Raw genomic sequence first — 17,336 nt, 5'->3', positions numbered from 1 at the left:
GCCCCGGAACGCACACGGAAGTTGGCTCGATGGCATGAGCCAAGAAGATTCACTTTTCCCCGCAGGTGTTGGCGAAAGACCCACCGCACGAACGACGCACCGACCACTCTGTGTCCACAGTGGTCCCATATCCGGTGAATCCGGCGGATCGCGGCACCGGCACGCCCCATCACGGTCACGGAGCGTGCCGGTAGCACACGATCCGCCGGATTCACCTCTCCGAACACCACTCCACCCGATCGGGAGTCACCTGATGCGGGGGCAGAACTGACGCAGCGAACCGAGCCCGCCCCGTCCCGCACTGGCCGGGTGAACGGGTGCCGTTCACCTCCGACGATCAGCCGGCCGCGGCCATCACGGCCCGCAGGCTCGCTGCGATGGTGGACACGTCAATACCGACCGCCCACGCCGTGCCCGAATCCGTGCGGTACTCCAGGAAGGTCGCGGCCCGTGCACCGCGACCGGCCTCGATCGACTGCTGCACGAGGCTCACGATCTCCACCGACCGGCCGTGCTTTTCCAGCATCTGCACCAGAGCCGACACCGCGCCCTCGGCGGTGACCTCGTGGGTGGTGACCGCACCGTCCACTGTGATCGTCGCAGTGAGACGGTCACCGGACTCACCGTGGGTGACCGACCACGCCGTCAACTCCATCGACGGCTCCGGCCGCTCCAGGTACGTCTCGGCGAACAACCGCCACAGGGTGGCGGAATCGACCTCGGTTCCGGTTTTGTCGGTGTGCCGCTGCACCACGCCCGCGAACTCCACCTGCAGTCCGCGCGGCAGGTCCAGGCCGTGCTCGGTCTGCATCACGTGCGCGATGCCGCCCTTCCCGGACTGGCTGTTCACCCGGATCACGGCCTCGTAGTCGCGGCCGACGTCGCGCGGATCGATCGGCAGGTACGGAATGTCCCACGGCGCCTCGGATTCGGGCACACCCAGGGCGCGGGCATTGCGCGCGTGCCGTTGGAAGCCCTTGCGGATCGCGTCCTGGTGCGTGCCCGAGAACGCGGTGTAGACGTACTCGCCAACGTACGGGTGCCGCTCGTGCACGCCGATGCGGTTGCAGTGCACGATGGTGTCACGGATCGAGTCGATGTCGGACAGGTCGATCATCGGATCGATCCCCTGCGAGTACAGGTTCAGCGCGAGCGCGACGAGGTCGACGTTCCCGGTCCGCTCGCCGTTGCCGAACAGGCAGCCCTCCACCCGCTGCGCTCCGGCCAGCAGGGCCAGTTCCGCGCAGGCAATGCCGGTCCCCCGGTCGTTGTGCGGGTGCACCGACAGGATCACGTCGTCGCGCCGGTCCAGGTTCCGGTGAGCGTGCTCGATCTGGTCGGCGTAGATGTTCGGCGTGGCGATCTCGACCGTCGCGGGCAGGTTGATGATCACCGGTCGGTCCGGCCGGGCGTCCCACAGGTCGATCATCGTGTTGCAGACCTCGAGCGCGAAGTCCGGCTCGGTCATGTTGAAGACCTCGGGCGAGAACTCGAAGCGGACGCCCGGTCGGTCACCGGCCAGGCGCAGCACGTCCTCACCACCGCGGCGGATCAGTTCGAGCAGCTCCCGACGCTCGGCGCGGAGCACGACGTCGCGCCACAGCGGCGCCGTCGCGGTGTACAGGTGGACCACCACGCGGTCCAGCCCGGTGATCGACTCAAAGGTGCGTTCGATCAGTTCTCGACGGGCCGGGGTGAACACCACGACGGTCACGTCGTCGGGCACCAGGTCGGATTCGGCCAGCAGCCGGACGAAGTCGAAGTCGGTCTGCGACGCCGACGGATAGCCGACCTCGATCTCCTTGTAACCGATGGAGACCAGCATCTCGAAGCAGCGGCGCTTGCGGGCCGGGTCCATCGGTTCGGGCAGGGCCTGGTTGCCGTCTCGCAGGTCGACGGGCACCCACAGCGGTGCCTGCTCGATGCGGTTACGCGGCCACTCGCGGTCGATCTCGGGCAGCTCGACGCGATCAAAGGCGCTGCGGTAGCGGTGGTGCGGCATCCCCGAGGGGCGCTGCGGGTTCCAACTGGATCGGGAGTTCATGGTTGCCTTCCGGTGTCGGTCGACGTGGACCGGCGCGCGGCACCACCCCGCGGCAGGGTGCCGGTCCGGTCAGCCCCTGCCGCGGCAACGAAGGCCGCGAACTCCCCACAACCACATGATCGACAACGTACAATACATCAGGTCCTCAGACAACCTGATATCCCCGAGGAGTCCCCCGTGTCGCTTCGCCGCTACCCGCTGTCCGAGCAGGCCACCGACGCGATGGTGCAGCTCATCGCCTCGGGCGAGTGGCCGGTGGGCGCGAAGATCCCCAGCGAGACGGCGCTGGCGGCGCAGTTCGGCGTCGGCCGGTCCACGGTGCGCGAGGCGGTCCGCGAACTCGCCGGGCGCGGCCTGCTGGAATCCCGCCACGGCTCCGGGGTGTTCGTCGTCCGCACCGAACCGGTGACGGACTGGCCGACCGTGGTCCGCAGGGCGGTGATCTCCGACGTGGTGGAGGGCCGGATCGCGGTCGAGGTCGAGGCCGCGCGCCTGGCGGCGGCCAAGCGGACCGACGACGACCTCGCGGCGATGGAGGCGGCGCTCGCCGAGCGGCACGCGGCCCGGGACGCCGCTCCGGAGCAGTTCGTGGACGCCGACCTGGCCTTCCACCGGGCAGTGGCCGAGGCGGCCCACAACGAGGTCATCACCGGGCTCTTCGACTCGCTGACCGACCGCGTCCGCGAAGCGATGCTGGACATGCTGGCCCTGCTGCGGGAATCCGGGCCACGCCCCACCGACCACGACGAACACGCGGCCATCGTCGAAGCCATCCGCAGCGCCGACCCGGACCGCGCGGGCCAGGTCGCCCGAACCCACCTCGAACACATCCTCCGAGCCATGGGATGAGCCGCACGGCGCGCGAAAGACTGTCCACGGACCCTTCTCCAAGACAGACAGGGGGCAGGCATGAGTACTCCCAGGGACCGACATTCTCGACAACGGTGAGGTGCTGCTGTCCCCTGCTCTGGACGTCGACCAGATCGTCAACGGACTTGGCGAACACGATTAACGGCGCCCCCACGCTCGCCCTCGGTGTGCGCGGCGAGGTCGGCACGCTCATGTGGTTCGACGACACGACTCTCATACCGTCCGATGGGACGAACTCCGAGCACGTGGACTACTTCACCGCAGGTGGGCACACCATGGTGATGCCACCAGGCGCGGAGCTACCGATCACCCGCGTGCAGGAACGCTGCGCGAGTTCGCGCGCACCCGGCAACGACCGACCTGCATCGAATGGAAGCCTGAACCTGAGCTGCACGGAGCCTGATGTGCTGGAGGTATGTCTTCACGCCAGGGCATGCGGCCGGGCGGTGACGATGCCAAGCGCTTCCTGCCTGACTGGCGGGAGGAAGTCGACGGCGCCAGGTAGTTCAGCGACATCATCTCGACGTAGGAGGCGAGCACGGAGGCCGTGATTCTCTGTCCATTTTGGACTCGATCGACATGTCGGGGGTTCGACATCCCGACCGGCGCTTGGGGCCTCCCCGCGCCCTGCACGCAAACGCGGGGAGGCTGCCCGGCCAGTGGCCGCGGCCCGTGACCCACTTCGGTCCCGGAACCACCGGCCGGGCGGTCCTAGTAGTCCCAGGTGCGGGGCGCGAGGCCCTGGCTCACGACGGCCATGTGGCAGTCCGGGCACTGGTCAGTAACGAGCGCACTTGCTGGCAGCTGGCCGTACGGAGTCGGCCACGGAATCTTCAGGTCGCAGCCGCCCATCGCCGTGATCGTGTAGCCGCTCGGGAGAGCTCCGGGCTTTCGCCCCGAAGGCGCCAACGTGCGCGCGTTGAAGGCGCCGACGCCCGAACCGGCGTGGCGCCCAGGGCCCCGCACGTGGTAGGCCACGACCAGGCCGCCGACCACCGCGGTGAACAATGCCAACAACAGCACGATCACTATGCCCCCTTGAGTTCCTGCACATCCCGGTCAGCTCCGAGGCCGAGCAGCCGCAGAACCTCACGAACGGCTTCGACGCTGGGACCGTTGACAGCGAGCACCCAACGGTCCCCGACCCGGTAGACCTCGATCGCGGTCGACCTGAGGTGGAGCAGGTCGCGGGACGGTTCGTCCCACGACCGGAAACCACCCGCCTCATGCACCGCCCGATAGATGGCGTCCGGGTCCACGCCACCCACCACGGCGCGGAACCGCCGATGCTCGGCCGGAAACGCCGTGTGCGCGATGTTCCAGGTCACGCAACCTCCGCCCTGGTTTCGAGAACGTGGCGCGGCCTGAATGGACTTCCAGCGCGCCGTTAGGCTGCTTCAACTCAACCGAAGCTGGAGGTGCACGACTTTCACAGTTGGTGAAAGCGGCTACGTTCCGCAAGGAGCAAGGGGCCGCGCAAGGTAGCCTCGTGGGTGCCTTCCCGCAGAAGGCAAGCCCCCAACCTACCGGCCGGGGGCGGCGGGAAGGCCGCCACCTTCTGCGGACCCGTAAGGCAGGACCCATGAACGGCACCTCAACGGGCGACAACGGCACCTCAACGGGCGACGATGCCAAGGACATTCTTCTCGCCAAGGCGAGCACAGGAGCACGCATCAAGGCGCTGCGTATCAAGCATGGACTCACTCAGCGAGGACTGGCCGACCGTGCGCACGTCTCCTACTCGTTGCTTACCAAGGTCGAAAGCGGGGCCCGGCCAGCCTCAGCGGATCTTGTCGCTGCTTGCGCTCGCGCGCTTGGCACCAGTGAGGAGTTGCTGGCCGGTCGCTACAGGACCGTAACCGGCGACGACCGGCTACTGTCCTTGATGGCGCCTATCCGTGCAGCTCTCGATCTTTTCGACCTTCCTCCTAACGAAGACGTACGGCCCCGACCGCTACGTGACTTGACTGCATCAGTGAAGCAAGTCAACCGTCTGGCCCAAGCGGCACGCTACGAACCGATGGCGGCCACTCTGCCAGGGCTACTTCAAGAGTTGCACACTGCGACGCACTACTTTTCCGGTAGCGAACAGCAGACCGTCTGGGCGCTTCTTGCGGAAGCAGCCCGATGCGGGCATTCCGTCGGCATCGCTCTTGGCCTGAATGATCTCTCTGTTGTGGCCTTGCAGACAATGGATTGGGCTGCCGCAAGAGCCGGTGATCAGGGAGTTGGTCTCCGGGCTGTGCGCGAATACCTACGTGTCACCGCATATCTGCGTATCCGCGACTACGAAACGTGCTGGCGGCTTAACGCGGCGGGGTTAGCACATCTCGATGGCACTGACGATCGCACGCCAGGGGCATTGGTTGCACGTGGTCAGCTACATCTTGGCGCTTCGATCATTGCCGCCTACACCGGTGATCAAGACCTTATGTTGGAGCATTTGGCGCAAGCAGACCTCATCGCCTCTCGAACCGGAGAACAGACGGAACAGTTCTGGCTTGGCTTCGGGCCCACCAACGTCGCGGTCCATCGCGTCATGGCCCTCGGCGCAGCTGGTGAACACGGCCAAGCCGTCGACGCAGCGGAAGGTTTGCGATTCCCGCGCGGCTGGCTGCCTACCCGCGTCGGGCACCACTACCTCGATCTTGCTCGCGCTCTGCGTTGGATGAACCGCCCTGACCAGGCGCTTGAAGCTTTACTTGCTGCTAGAGAGGCGGCTCCGGGACAAGCCCGCCGCCACCCGCTGGCGCGGGACACCATCACGGGTCTTGTTCGGTCGGTCCGACGACGTTCGGATGTACTCGCCGAGTATGCGGCATGGGTTGGTGTTTGATCCTTCACCAAGACGTACGCACGCCCCCACCCGCGTTCCGGGTAGGGGCGTGCGTGCTGAAGGCGGCGTAACTGCCGCAGTAGATGGCGAAGGGGTTCCCTCCTGTTCGAGAGAATCCTTCTGCATGCGATGCGGACTGCGGTGTGTCGCTGGGGTCAGCGCTCGGTCCCGGAACCACCAGCCGGGCGGTCTAGAAAGCTCCTGTCGTAAGACGCAGAGTTGGCAGTGGCTGCACGCTCCTGCGACCCGATCGATCCCCACTCTGCTCGGGCAACACCCCACGCCACAGGGAGGAAACCTGGGATTTCCCGGGGAGGGTTGGGGGAGAGTTTCCTTCACCCCCAGTGCCTGGCAGATTACAGTACGAAGCGGTTGATCAAGGGGGTTGCACGTGTCCGAACCGAACCAGCTTCTTAGAGCCGCCCGCGAGCAGTTGGAGTCACCTTCCTCGCCCGGGTGCCCGATGAGCCGTGCAGAGCTTGCTGAGCTGGTCAATCAGGAGGTCTACCGCGCAACCGAGAAGATGACAGCCGTTGACGCCAACCACGTCGGCAAGTGGGAACGCGGAGTCATCACGTGGCCAGGGGCCCACTACAGAGCGGCCCTGCGAAGGATCTTCAACGTCGCCACAGATGCGGAGCTGGGGTTTGCCCGGCGGGGTACACCTAGTGACGTGGACCGTAAGACCTTCTTGAAGGCCGCGCTGGGTGCTGGCGCCGGCGCCGTTGCTACGCGGGCCGTGCCATTTGCCCAGGGGGTGGGCATGAGTTGCTGGCAGCAGTGGCAGGACCGACCGAGCATTACCGGCGTATGGAATCAACGGTATCGTCGGAGTCATTGATACCAGCGGTCGAAGCCCACCTTCAGCTAACCAATGAAATTGTACGAAACAACGTTCCCACCACGGCTGGCTTTGGCTTACTCAGCGAAGCGGCTGGACTAGCGGCATGGTTGGCTGCCGACCGCGGCGACACCGCGACGGCTCGACGTCGATATACAGAGAGCATCCGTCACGCAGAATCAGCCGGAAATTCCCTGCTCGTCTCCTACATGATAGCGAGTTTCGGGCATTACGCTGTGGAACTTGGCAACCCACATCAGGGACTCCAACTGTTAAATCGAGCAGGTAACCATCTTGGTCCTGAGGCCCCACCTACGGCACACGCATGGCTCGCATCACTACGCGCGGTAGCGCACGCGCGCCTTGGCAATTCCCCGTTGACGATAGAATCTCTGCGCACGGCAGAAAAGCTAGCCAATCGTCAGCCCAATGATCCGCAGTGGCCGTGGGTATTTTCCTTCACGCCGGCCAAGGTAGCCCGCTATCAAGCGAGCGCGTTCGCACACCTTGGAGACCTGCGTGCATCAATGGCCGCATTCACCGCAGCCAAATCCGCGCTTACCGCACCGAAGCCGAAAGCCCTTGCGCAGGTAGAACAAGCGCGCGCCTTCGCCAAGGCAGGACGGGTGGACGAAGCATGCAACCTGGCGCGAGAAGCGATCAAGGTAGGCCACAAGTATGGATCAGAGCGAATCACCACCAATGTGCGCCTGCTTCGCAACGAGCTACCAAGGAAATCTGTGGCGGTAACCGAGTTCGACGAAGCACTGTCCGCGCTCTACAGCCAGGAGGAGCGATGATCAGACTAGCCATTACTGGACATCGCGAACTCTCCGCAGAAACATCGCGCATTGTCGATGTCGCACTACGTCAGGAAATAGCGAGATATTCGCCAGATGACCTCGTAGGAACAAGTTGCCTGGCCGATGGCGCAGATTCTTTTCTCGCAAAAGCGATACTTGAACATGGCGGAAAACTGGTTACCGTCGTCCCAGCCGCCGAGTATCGGATTGGACTACCAAGCGAACACCACTCGATATATGACGACCTGTTCCGCCAGTCATCCAAAGTCATCAAGCTCGATCACGTTAAGTCAGATTCGCGTGCGCACATGGATGGCAGCTTGCGGATGATCGAGGAAGCAGACGCCATGCTCGCAGTTTGGGATGGAAAACCCGCCCGCGGCTATGGCGGCACCGCCGATATTGTAGAAGCAGCCCGCAACAAAGGTTTGCCTGTAACTGTAATCTGGCCAGAAGGAGCATCACGCGAATAACCCTCGGCGACAACTCTGTCGAGCTACGAACCGCTCACAGACGCACAGAGCGCGCAGACAGATCACATCCGTTGTGGCTACGGGTCGCTGCGTTGCTGATGAAATTGGCGTGCACCCTCTGTCGCAGTGGAACTACACTCCGCTACCATGACCCCTGCGCGGTCCGTGACCCTGGCAAGCGCGGCTACGCCGCCGAGGGGAGAGCGATGGTGGACTTCACCAATCCCGAGAGAGACCCTGAGTACCCGAGCCCGATATGGGCTCCTCCGCATCTGTGCCTGCACCCCTATGAACACGTTCGCCTCCAATGTGGACACTTTCCGCCAGAGGACCCCGAACATCTTTCGGTTTTCCGCCTTGACTGCTCCGCCTGCGGGTCGCACTGGGACCACACCGCTCGGGAGGGCTGGGTCTATGAGTACCTGGGGCGGATGATCGCCGAGGGCAGGTTCCGGGTTGTCAGTCCCGGCGACGTCGACATCTCCGCTGCGGTTGAGTGGCGTCGACAGACCAGGATCGGCCGGATCATGGAGGACCTGACTGGGTCTGATAACCCGATCCTGGCGTCCACCGTGGTGCTCAAACGACCCGATTAGCCGATCGCCTGCTCCGCACGTGGACCGCTACCGTCGTTGCCGCGGCCCGTGATCCGGAAACGGAGCACGAGGAATGATTCGAGTGATCGACGGCGAGCGCATCGAGTTCGCCAAGGCGCGGAAGTCTCACTGGGACGGCAAGGAGTGCCTGTACGCGGGACGGGCCGCGGACGGGTCTGTCAAGCTCTTCGAGAGCGACCAGCCCGGCCCGGTGATCACTACCTCGGCGGCGAAGCTGCGGACCTTCGCCGAGGCGGTCATGTCGGGCGAGTTCGAGTTCATCTGATCTCGAGCGCGCACACCCCTACCCGGGCTTGCTCGGGTAGGGGTGTGCGCGTGGAGGCAGCGGGATTGCCGCCGCAGAAGGGGAGAAGGGCCTCTCTCTCCTGCTGGCGAGAGGCCCTTCTGTGTGTGGTGCGGCGGCTGCGGCATCTCGGGTGGTCCAGCCGCGTGCAGTGGCGTGGCGGCCCAGCGATGGTGGGGCGACGGGTTCGAACGACGCCCGTGATGCCCTCTCACCCCACGAGTTCGGACTCCGCTGCCCGCAATCGGGCGAACCATGTAGCGATCGACGATCGGCCCGGTCGTCACCAGCCACGACGTCTCCTCGGAGACGCGTGCTCGACGTGCTCCAGCTCGAAACTGAGCCGGAAAGCAACCAGGCGCTTTCCGTGTCCCGGAAAGCGCCTGGTCACCAACCCGAGCCGCCTGAGGGAATCGAACCCTCGACCTACGCATTACGAGTGCGTCGCTCTGGCCGACTGAGCTAAGGCGGCGGTGCGCCCTTGAGTGTAGCGGGTGCGTTCTTGGGGTTGTGGGCACCCCCGGGTCCGCCGCGTCGGGGCTGGTGGGGCGGTCCGCGTGGCGCCTGGTGGCAACTCGCGTCGTTACTCGTTGCCGCCCGTGACTCACGACTGCAGGGCCGCGAGCATCGCCTCCACCGCGATGATCGGCTTCACGTTCTGCGTCAGCGCCACCCGGCAGTCCAGGACCGCGTTCAGGCGGCGCAGCGCCGACTCCGACGTCCACTGCGCCGCGGCCTTCGCGATCGGGCCGGCGAAGTCCGGGTGGTTCAGCGGCACGTCCGCCCCGGCGTGCGTCACCAGCACGTCGCGGTAGAAGCCGGCCAGGTCGACCAGCGCCAGGTCGAGGGCGTCCCGCTGCGACCGGGTGGCGCGGGACTTCTGGCGCTTCTCCAGTTCCTTCAACGCCGCGTTCGCGCCGCGGGTCGCCGCGGCGGTGCCCTTGCCCGTGCCGCCGGCGCCCATTGCCGTGCGGAGCTCTTCCTTCTCGGCCTCGTTGCGCTCCTCGTTCGCGGCGGCCGCCTCGGTCTCGGCCAGCTTCACCAGCCCGGCCGCCGCCGTGAACACGTCCGCGAAGCGCTGCAGCCCCAGCGGGATGCGCAGCACCGTCTCGCGGCGCTCGCGGGCCTCCTCGTCGGTCGCCAGGCGCCGCGCCCGTCCGATGTGGCCACCGGACACCGACGCCGCCCACTGCGCGAGCTCGGGCTCCACGCCGTCGCGCTCCCGCAGAACCTCGGCGATCGCCGAGGTCAGCGGCGTCCGTAGCTGCACCACCCGGCAGCGGGAGCGGATGGTGACCGACACGTCCTCCGGGTGGTCCGACGGTGCGCACAGCAGGAACACCGTGCGCGGCGGCGGTTCCTCCACGGCTTTGAGCAGCGCGTTCGCCGCGCCTTCGGTGAGCCGGTCGGAATCCTCGATCAGCACGATCCGCCACTGACCGGTGGTCGGGCGGCGCGCCGCCGCCTGCACCAGGGTGCGCATCTCCGCGACCGAGATCGACAACCCCTCCGGCACCACCACGCGCACGTCGGCGTGGGTTCCGTGTAGCACCGTCCGGCACGCCTGGCAGTGCCCGCACCCGGGCGACTCGGCGTCGGTGCACTCCAGCGCAGCCGCGAACGCGCGGGCCGCGATCGACCGGCCCGAGCCGGGCGGCCCGGTGAACAACCACGCGTGCGTCATCGAACCCGGCGGCACCGGCTCGCCCCGCACCTGGCGGTGTGCGGCGCGGACCGCGGCGTACAGGGTCCGCACCGCATCGGGCTGGCCGACGACCTCCGCCCACACCCCGGTCCTCGGTGCGTCCGGGGCGTCGGTCCGCGTCAACGTCGCCTCCCGTGTCGAGTGGTCGTCCACCACGACTCTACGGCGCGGCACCGACCGCGCGGCATCACGCCGACTTCGACCCCGAGCTCGCCTTCTTCTTGGCCGTGCTCTTCGACGCCGAGCCCTTGCTGTTCGTGCTCTTCTTCGCCGCCGCCTTCTTCTTGGCCGGGGCCTTGGCGCGCCGCTCCGCGAGCAGCTCCAGGGCCCGATCCAGGGTCAGCGACTCCACGTCGTCACCCTTGCGCAGCGACGCGTTCGTCTCGCCGTCGGTGACGTACGGCCCGAACCGGCCGTCCTTGATCACCAGCGGCTTGCCGGTGTCCGGGGACTCGCCGAGCTCCCGCAGCGGCGCCGCGGCGGCCCGCCGCCCGCGCTGCTTCGGCTGCTCGTAGATCTTCAGCGCCTCCTCCAGGGTGATCGTGAAGATCTGCTCCTCGGTCTCCAGCGACCGCGAGTCGGTGCCCTTCTTCAGGTACGGGCCGTAGCGGCCGTTCTGCGCGGTGATCTCGGTTCCCGACTCCGGGTCGGTGCCCACCACGCGCGGCAGCGACAGCAGCTTCAGCGCGTCCTCGAGGGTCACGGTGTCCAGCGACATCGACTTGAACAGGCTGCCGGTGCGCGGCTTGCCCTTGCTGCCCTCGGGCAGGATCTCGGTGACGTACGGGCCGAAGCGGCCCTCCTTGGCCACCACCTCGTGCCCGGTCTCCGGGTCGATGCCCAGGCTGCGGCCCTCCATCGGGGTGGCGAACAGCTTCTCGGCGATCTCCACCGTCAGCTCGTCCGGCGGCAGGTCGTCGGGCAGGTTCGCGCGTTGCGACGAGCCGTCGGCCAGCGTCCGCTCCAGGTACGGCCCGTAGCGGCCGACCCGCACGTACACCGTGCGGCCCTCGGCGTCATCGAACATCGGGATCGAGTTGATCTCCCGCGGGTCGATCTCCTCGACCCCGGAGCCGACCAGCTTCTTCAGCCCGCCGGCGCGGCCGATGGAGCCCTCCGGACCGACGTCGCCGCCGAAGTAGAACCCGGTCAGCCAGCTGGTGCGCTCCTGGCGGCCCTCGGCGATGCGGTCGAGCTCGTCCTCCAGGGCGGCGGTGAAGTCGTAGTCCACCAGCCGGCCGAAGTGCTTCTCCAGCAGCCCGACCACGGCGAACGCGATCCACGACGGAACCAGGGCCGAGCCCTTCTTCCACACGTAGCCGCGCTCCTGCACGGTGCTGATGATCGACGCGTACGTCGACGGGCGGCCGATCCCCAGCTCCTCCAGGGTCTTCACCAGGCTCGCCTCGGTGTACCGCGGCGGCGGGTTGGTGGTGTGGCCGTCCGGTGCCAGCTCCGGCGCGGTGACCTGCTGGTCCTGCACCAGCTGCGGCAGCCGCGACTCGGCGTCGTCGGCGACGCCACCGGCCTCCGAGTCGACCGCCTCGACGTATGCCTTGAGGAAACCGGCGAAGGTGATGGTGCGGCCGGACGCGGCGAAGGTGCACTCCTCGCCGCTGGCCGCGGTGCCGGTGATGCGCACCGACAGCGTGGTGCCCTTCGCGTCGGCCATCTGGGAGGCGATGGTGCGCTGCCAGATCAGCTCGTAGAGCCGGAAGCCGTCAGGGTCGTTGCTCAGCTCGGCCGCCACCTCGCCCGGGGTGCGGAAGCTCTCGCCCGCCGGGCGGATCGCCTCGTGCGCCTCCTGGGCGTTCTTCACCTTGCGGGTGTACTGGCGCGGCTGCGGCGACAGGTACCGCTCGCCGTACAGGTCGCGGGCCTGGTTGCGCGCCGCCGCGATCGCCGTCTCGGACAGCGTCGTCGAGTCGGTTCGCATGTAGGTGATGTAGCCGTTCTCGTACAGACGCTGCGCCGTGCGCATCGTCCGGTCCGCCGAGAACCGCAGCTTGCGGCTGGCCTCCTGCTGCAGCGTGGAGGTCATGAACGGCGCGTACGGCTTCCGCGTGTACGGCTTCTCCTCCACGCTGGACACGCGCAGCTGCACGTCGGTGAGCGCCGTGGCCAGGCTGTTCGCCTCGGCCTCGGTCAGCACGCGCACGTCGGTGTTCTTCAGCCGGCCGTCCGGGCCGAAGTCGCGGCCGGTGGCCAGCTTCGCGCCGTCCACCGCGACCAGGCGGGCCGGGAAGCGGCGCGGCGAGGCGTCCGGACCGGCGTCCATGGCGGCCGCGATGTCCCAGTACTCGGCAGGGACGAACCGCATCCGCTCGCGTTCCCGCTCCACCACGACCCGGGTCGCCACCGACTGCACGCGGCCCGCCGACAGCTTCGGCATGACCTTCTTCCACAGCACCGGGCTGACCTCGTAGCCGTAGAGCCGGTCGAGGATGCGACGGGTTTCCTGCGCGTCCACCAGGTCCTGGTCGAGATCCCGCGGGTTGGCCGCGGCGGCCTGGATCGCCGACTCGGTGATCTCGTGGAACACCATCCGGCGCACCGGCACCTTCGGTTTCAGCGTCTCCAGCAGGTGCCAGGCGATCGCCTCGCCCTCGCGGTCACCGTCCGTGGCCAGGTAGAGCTCGTCGGCCTGCTTCAGCGCGTCCTTGAGCTCGGTGACCGTCGCCTTCTTGTCCGCGGTCACCAGGTACAGCGGTTCGAAGTTGTTGTCGACGTCGACGCCGAGCCGGGCCCACGCCTGGCCCTTGTACTTCTCCGGCACGTCCTTGGCGTTCTTCGGCAGGTCACGGATGTGCCCCCGGGAGGACTCGACGATGAAGTCCGACCCCAGGTAGGAAGCGATCTTGCGGGCTTTTGCAGGCGACTCGACGATCACCAAGCGCCGACCCGCGGGGCCCGCCCCGTTGGGGGACCCCGAAGCCCGGCCGGAACCGCCGTTCTTCCTCGTCCGTGTCGACCCAGCCACGCTTACCCGCTCTCTTCTCCCGGAGGCGTCCGTTGCCGCCGGTACTGACCTGACAAGTTCCCTAGTGTGCCCCGCGCGCGGCTCGTCGTACCGCGCCGGGAAGGCACAGGGTTGCACATAACACGCCGGTGCACGGCATCGTCTTCTTGTACGAACGTATCGGGTTACCGTCGTGTTCCGTTGCGTGACCTGGCGTGATGTGCGTCAAACGGGTCAGGACACGGGGGGCCACGTTCGCTCGATCGCACCATCGGGTATTGGTCCGACCAGGTCGGCCAACCGGGCGAGCCTGCGCCGCCGGGTCAGGCGCAGCGCGTGCGCCCGAGCTCTGCCTGGACGCCGCGTTCGGCACCGGCCGGGAACCAGGCGAACAGCAGTTCGAGGATGACGAGCAAAACCACCCATCCGTGCCATACCGCCACAGTTCTTTCCCACGTTGTCAACGGGGCGGTTGCGGTGGCTGCGGGGGCTGGCTGAAGAACGGGCGGCACTCCGGGGCCCGGGCCGCGGCGGCCTTCAGCTCCTTGTTCTGCTCCAGCTGCGTCAGCTCGTCCCTGAAGTCCAGCTTGCCGCTCTTGTTCAGCTCGTCCTGCACGGCCGCCATCCCGGACTGGAACCGCTGCTTGTCGGTCGGGTCCACCTGGTCGGCGCGGCCGCGCGCGGCGGTCAGCAGGTCGCGGAGCTGCGTGAAGCTCTGTTGGAACCCGGTGTTGACCTGGTCCGCGCCGCCGATCGGCGAGGGCCCGAGCCCCTGCAGCCCGCGCACCGTGTCGTCGGCGCTGCGTGCCGCGGCGTCGAGTCGTTCGATGACCGTCCTCCTGGCCGTGGCGGTGTTCGTCCGGTCCACCGCGGGGAGCGTCTGCTGGGCCTGGGTGAAGCCGGTGACCAGCCCGCACATGCGGCCCGTCCAGGCCACCCCCTCCGGGCTCGGGCCGGTGGGCCGCGGGGCCTGCGCCGGGGCTGGGCCCGCCGCGCATCCGGCCAGGGCCAGCGGGACGGCCACCAGCGCGGCGATGGACGTCGAGCGGAGCTTCATGCGCACTCCTCGCACTGATCGAAAGTTGCCTTCCGGTCCGCCCAGACTCTCCCCCACGGCCCGCCGGGTCCGGGAACCCGGGGTGGGCCGTCGGCCGAAAGCCCAGCGCACGGCAACGGGCGCTCCCCCGGAGCGGGAGAGCGCCCGTTGCCGGTCGACGGGTCAGGCCGCGCCGTTGACCGCCTTGTCGGACGGGGACGCCTCCGCGATCGCCGTGGAGCGGCGCTTGGCGATCACCACCGCACCGATGATGACGGCCGTCGCGACGACCGCGATGCTGATGCGCACCGCCGGGTTCGCCGCGTCGCCCACCGCGAGCGTCACCACGGCCGGGGCAATCAGCACCGACACCAGGTTCATCACCTTCAACAACGGGTTGATCGCCGGGCCGGCGGTGTCCTTGAACGGGTCGCCGACGGTGTCGCCGATGACCGTGGCGGCGTGCGCCTCGGAGCCCTTGCCGCCGTGGTAGCCGTCCTCCACCAGCTTCTTGGAGTTGTCCCAGGCGCCGCCGGAGTTGGCCAGGAAGATCGCCATCAGCGTGCCGGTGCAGATCGCGCCGGCCAGGTAGCCGGCCAGCGGGCCGACGCCCAGCCCGAAGCCCACCGCGATCGGCGCCAGCACCGCGAGCAGACCCGGCGTGGCCAGCTCGCGCAGCGAGTCGCGGGTGCAGATGTCGACGACCTTGCCGTACTCGGGGCGCTCCGAGCCGTCCATGATCCCCGGCTTGTCGCGGAACTGCCGCCGCACCTCGAACACCACCGCACCGGCGGCGCGGGACACGGCGTTGATCGCCAGACCGGAGAACAGAAACACCACGGCCGCCCCGATGGCCACGCCCACCAGCACGTTCGGCGCGTAGACGAAGAACTGCGACGCGGCGATCTCCCCACCGACGTCCGCCAGCGCCGCCCCGATCGCGTCGGTGTAGGAGCCGAACAGCGCGGTCGCGGCCAGCACCGCGGTGGCGATGGCGATGCCCTTGGTGATCGCCTTGGTGGTGTTGCCCACCGCGTCGAGCTCGGTGAGGATCTGCGCGCCCTCGCCCTCGACGTCACCGGACATCTCGGCGATGCCCTGCGCGTTGTCGCTGACCGGGCCGAAGGTGTCCATCGCGACGATCACGCCGACCGTGGTGAGCAGACCGCAGCCGGCCAGCGCGATGGCGAACAGCGCCACCGGCAGCGAAGCGGACAGCAGGAACGCGCCGAACACCGCGGCACCGATGATCAGCGCGGTGTAGACGGCGGACTCGAAGCCCACCGACATGCCCGACAGGATCACGGTGGCCGCACCGGTCAGCGACGACTTGCCGACGTCGCGCACCGGCCGGTGCTCGGTGGCGGTGAAGTAGCCGGTGAGCCGCAGGATGACCACCGCGAGCAGGATGCCGATGAGCACCGCGGCCAGCGCGATCAGCGCCGGGTTGCCGCTGGTGTTCCGGATGGTCTCCGAAACGCCGGTCAGCTCGCTGAAGCTGCTCGGCAGGTAGAGCACCGCGGCGACGGCGCAGAGCACCGCCGAGATTCCGGCCGAGATGAAGAACGACCGGTTGATCGCGGTCAGTGCGCTCTCGCCGGCGCGGGCCTTGGTGATGTACACGCCGATCACCGCGGTCAGCACGCCGATCGCGGGCACGATCAGCGGGAACAGCAGGCCGTGCAGGCCGAACGCGGCGGTGCCGAGAATCAGCGACGCCACCAGGGTCACCGCGTAGGACTCGAACAGGTCGGCGGCCATCCCGGCGCAGTCGCCGACGTTGTCGCCGACGTTGTCGGCGATGGTGGCGGCGTTGCGCGGGTCGTCCTCCGGGATGTTCTGCTCGACCTTGCCGACCAGGTCGGCGCCCACGTCGGCGGCCTTGGTGAAGATGCCACCGCCGACTCGCATGAACATCGCCAGCAGCGCGGCACCGAAGCCAAAGCCCTCCAGCACACGCGGCGCCCCACCGGCGTAGACCAGCACGACGAGGCCGGCCCCGAACAGGCCGAGGCCGACGGTGGTCATGCCGACCACGCCACCGGTCCGGAAGGCCACGCGCATCGCCTTCTCGCGACCCGTTCCGGCCTCACGGGCGGCGGCCGCCACGCGGAGGTTGGCGCGGGTGGACAGCCACATGCCGAGGTAGCCGATGGCCGCCGAGAACGCCGCGCCGAACAGGAAGAAGACCGACCGGCCGATCAGCTCGGCGGTGTTCTCCGCGGGCAGCGCGAACAGCACCAGGAACACGACCACCGCGAAGATCGCCAGGGTGCGGAACTGCCGGTTCAGGTAGGCCGACGCGCCTTCCTGGACGCCCTTGGCGATGTCCTGCATCTTGGCCGTGCCCTGTCCGGCGGCCAACACCTCCTTGATCAGGACGTAGCCGAAGGCGAGTGCGGCCAGGGCGATCACCATGACGACCCCGACCACGGCGTAATCGGCACCGCTGAGCTGGATGCCAGCGGTCTGTTGGGCGAGGTCCATCCGGGTCTGCGAGCTCGGTGGTGCAGCGCCCTGGGCCCAGCTGAGCTGGGCCGGGGTGAGCAGGGACATCCGTCCTCCTGGGTTGTGCTCGGTTCAGCACCGGAGACCGACGCCATGCTCGACCGGGCTCCGATGCGCGGTAGACGGCCCCGCCCGGTACGGCCAGTGATCATCTGCTGGCCGTCCGTGGCGACGTCGTGGCTGGGAAGTCTATTCAGGCCCCAAGTGGCTTACCTCACGGTGTGATACTCGCCTCGTCATGACATGGGCTTCTGTGACCGAATAATCGATTCAGAAGCCTACTTGATCACCCAGATGGACAGTCTTCGATTTGGCCCGAACGGGTGACATCAGGTATAGGGCGTGCTCCCGACGATCCCCG

General features: G+C 67.7%; 12 protein-coding genes and 1 tRNA gene. 5 read left to right on the top strand and 8 right to left on the bottom strand.

Going from position 1 to position 17,336, the window contains the following annotated elements; all coding sequences use genetic code 11:
- Positions 1-337: 337 nt before the first annotated feature.
- Complete coding sequence (locus tag IEY17_RS00155; protein ID WP_229679717.1) at positions 338-2,044, bottom strand: 2-isopropylmalate synthase; 1,707 nt, start codon at positions 2,042-2,044, stop codon at positions 338-340.
- 177 nt (positions 2,045-2,221) lie between these two features.
- On the opposite strand from IEY17_RS00155, the gene IEY17_RS00150 reads away from it, so the two are divergent.
- Positions 2,222-2,893 carry a FadR/GntR family transcriptional regulator gene (locus IEY17_RS00150; RefSeq protein ID WP_229679716.1) on the top strand — a complete coding sequence of 224 codons (672 nt, stop codon included), beginning with the start codon at positions 2,222-2,224 and terminating at the stop codon, positions 2,891-2,893.
- A gap of 732 nt (positions 2,894-3,625) precedes the next feature.
- On the opposite strand, the gene IEY17_RS00145 is transcribed toward IEY17_RS00150, so the two are convergent.
- Positions 3,626-3,937, bottom strand: a complete 312-nt coding sequence (locus IEY17_RS00145; protein WP_188984110.1) for a hypothetical protein — start codon at positions 3,935-3,937, stop codon at positions 3,626-3,628.
- Positions 3,938-3,942: 5 nt separating this feature from the next.
- The gene (locus IEY17_RS00140; RefSeq protein WP_188984108.1) at positions 3,943-4,242 is read right to left on the bottom strand and encodes a hypothetical protein; all 300 of its coding nucleotides are present in this window, start codon (positions 4,240-4,242) and stop codon (positions 3,943-3,945) included.
- A gap of 254 nt (positions 4,243-4,496) precedes the next feature.
- Here IEY17_RS00140 and IEY17_RS00135 point away from each other — a divergent pair, with 254 nt between their 5' ends.
- The 4 genes from IEY17_RS00135 to IEY17_RS00120 all read left to right on the top strand — a co-directional run bounded on the left by IEY17_RS00135 (position 4,497) and on the right by IEY17_RS00120 (position 8,749).
- Positions 4,497-5,750 carry a helix-turn-helix domain-containing protein gene (locus IEY17_RS00135; protein WP_188984106.1) on the top strand — a complete coding sequence of 418 codons (1,254 nt, stop codon included), beginning with the start codon at positions 4,497-4,499 and terminating at the stop codon, positions 5,748-5,750.
- A 768-nt stretch (positions 5,751-6,518) separates the two neighbouring features.
- A complete protein-coding gene (locus IEY17_RS00130) occupies positions 6,519-7,391 on the top strand; it encodes an NsdA family TPR-like regulatory protein (protein ID WP_188984104.1) in 873 nt (290 codons plus the stop codon).
- Positions 7,388-7,867 (top strand): hypothetical protein, encoded by a 480-nt coding sequence (locus IEY17_RS00125; protein ID WP_188984102.1) that lies wholly within the window; start codon positions 7,388-7,390, stop codon positions 7,865-7,867. Before IEY17_RS00130 ends, IEY17_RS00125 begins: the two co-directional genes overlap by 4 nt.
- Before the next feature lie 669 nt (positions 7,868-8,536).
- On the top strand, positions 8,537-8,749 hold the full coding sequence (locus IEY17_RS00120) for a DUF397 domain-containing protein (RefSeq protein ID WP_188984100.1): 213 nt from the start codon (positions 8,537-8,539) through the stop codon (positions 8,747-8,749).
- 416 nt (positions 8,750-9,165) lie between these two features.
- Here the strand turns inward: IEY17_RS00120 and IEY17_RS00115 are convergent.
- The 5 genes from IEY17_RS00115 to IEY17_RS00095 form a co-directional block, all read right to left on the bottom strand.
- A tRNA-Thr gene (locus IEY17_RS00115) sits at positions 9,166-9,239 on the bottom strand.
- Positions 9,240-9,371: 132 nt separating this feature from the next.
- Complete coding sequence (locus IEY17_RS00110) at positions 9,372-10,595, bottom strand: DNA polymerase III subunit delta' (RefSeq protein WP_188984098.1); 1,224 nt, start codon at positions 10,593-10,595, stop codon at positions 9,372-9,374.
- A gap of 64 nt (positions 10,596-10,659) precedes the next feature.
- Positions 10,660-13,452, bottom strand: coding sequence for a type I DNA topoisomerase (gene topA / locus IEY17_RS00105; protein ID WP_373289822.1), 2,793 nt, complete (start codon positions 13,450-13,452; stop codon positions 10,660-10,662).
- A 439-nt stretch (positions 13,453-13,891) separates the two neighbouring features.
- Positions 13,892-14,488 (bottom strand): hypothetical protein, encoded by a 597-nt coding sequence (locus IEY17_RS00100; RefSeq protein WP_188984094.1) that lies wholly within the window; start codon positions 14,486-14,488, stop codon positions 13,892-13,894.
- Positions 14,489-14,650: 162 nt separating this feature from the next.
- Positions 14,651-17,023 (bottom strand): sodium-translocating pyrophosphatase, encoded by a 2,373-nt coding sequence (locus IEY17_RS00095; RefSeq protein WP_188984092.1) that lies wholly within the window; start codon positions 17,021-17,023, stop codon positions 14,651-14,653.
- Positions 17,024-17,336 lie beyond the last annotated feature (313 nt).

This window comes from Saccharopolyspora thermophila (genome assembly GCF_014646075.1).
GTDB lineage: Bacteria > Actinomycetota > Actinomycetes > Mycobacteriales > Pseudonocardiaceae > Saccharopolyspora > Saccharopolyspora thermophila.
The sequence above is the reverse complement of the archived record's forward strand: the minus strand, read 5'-3'. Positions and strand labels throughout refer to the sequence as shown.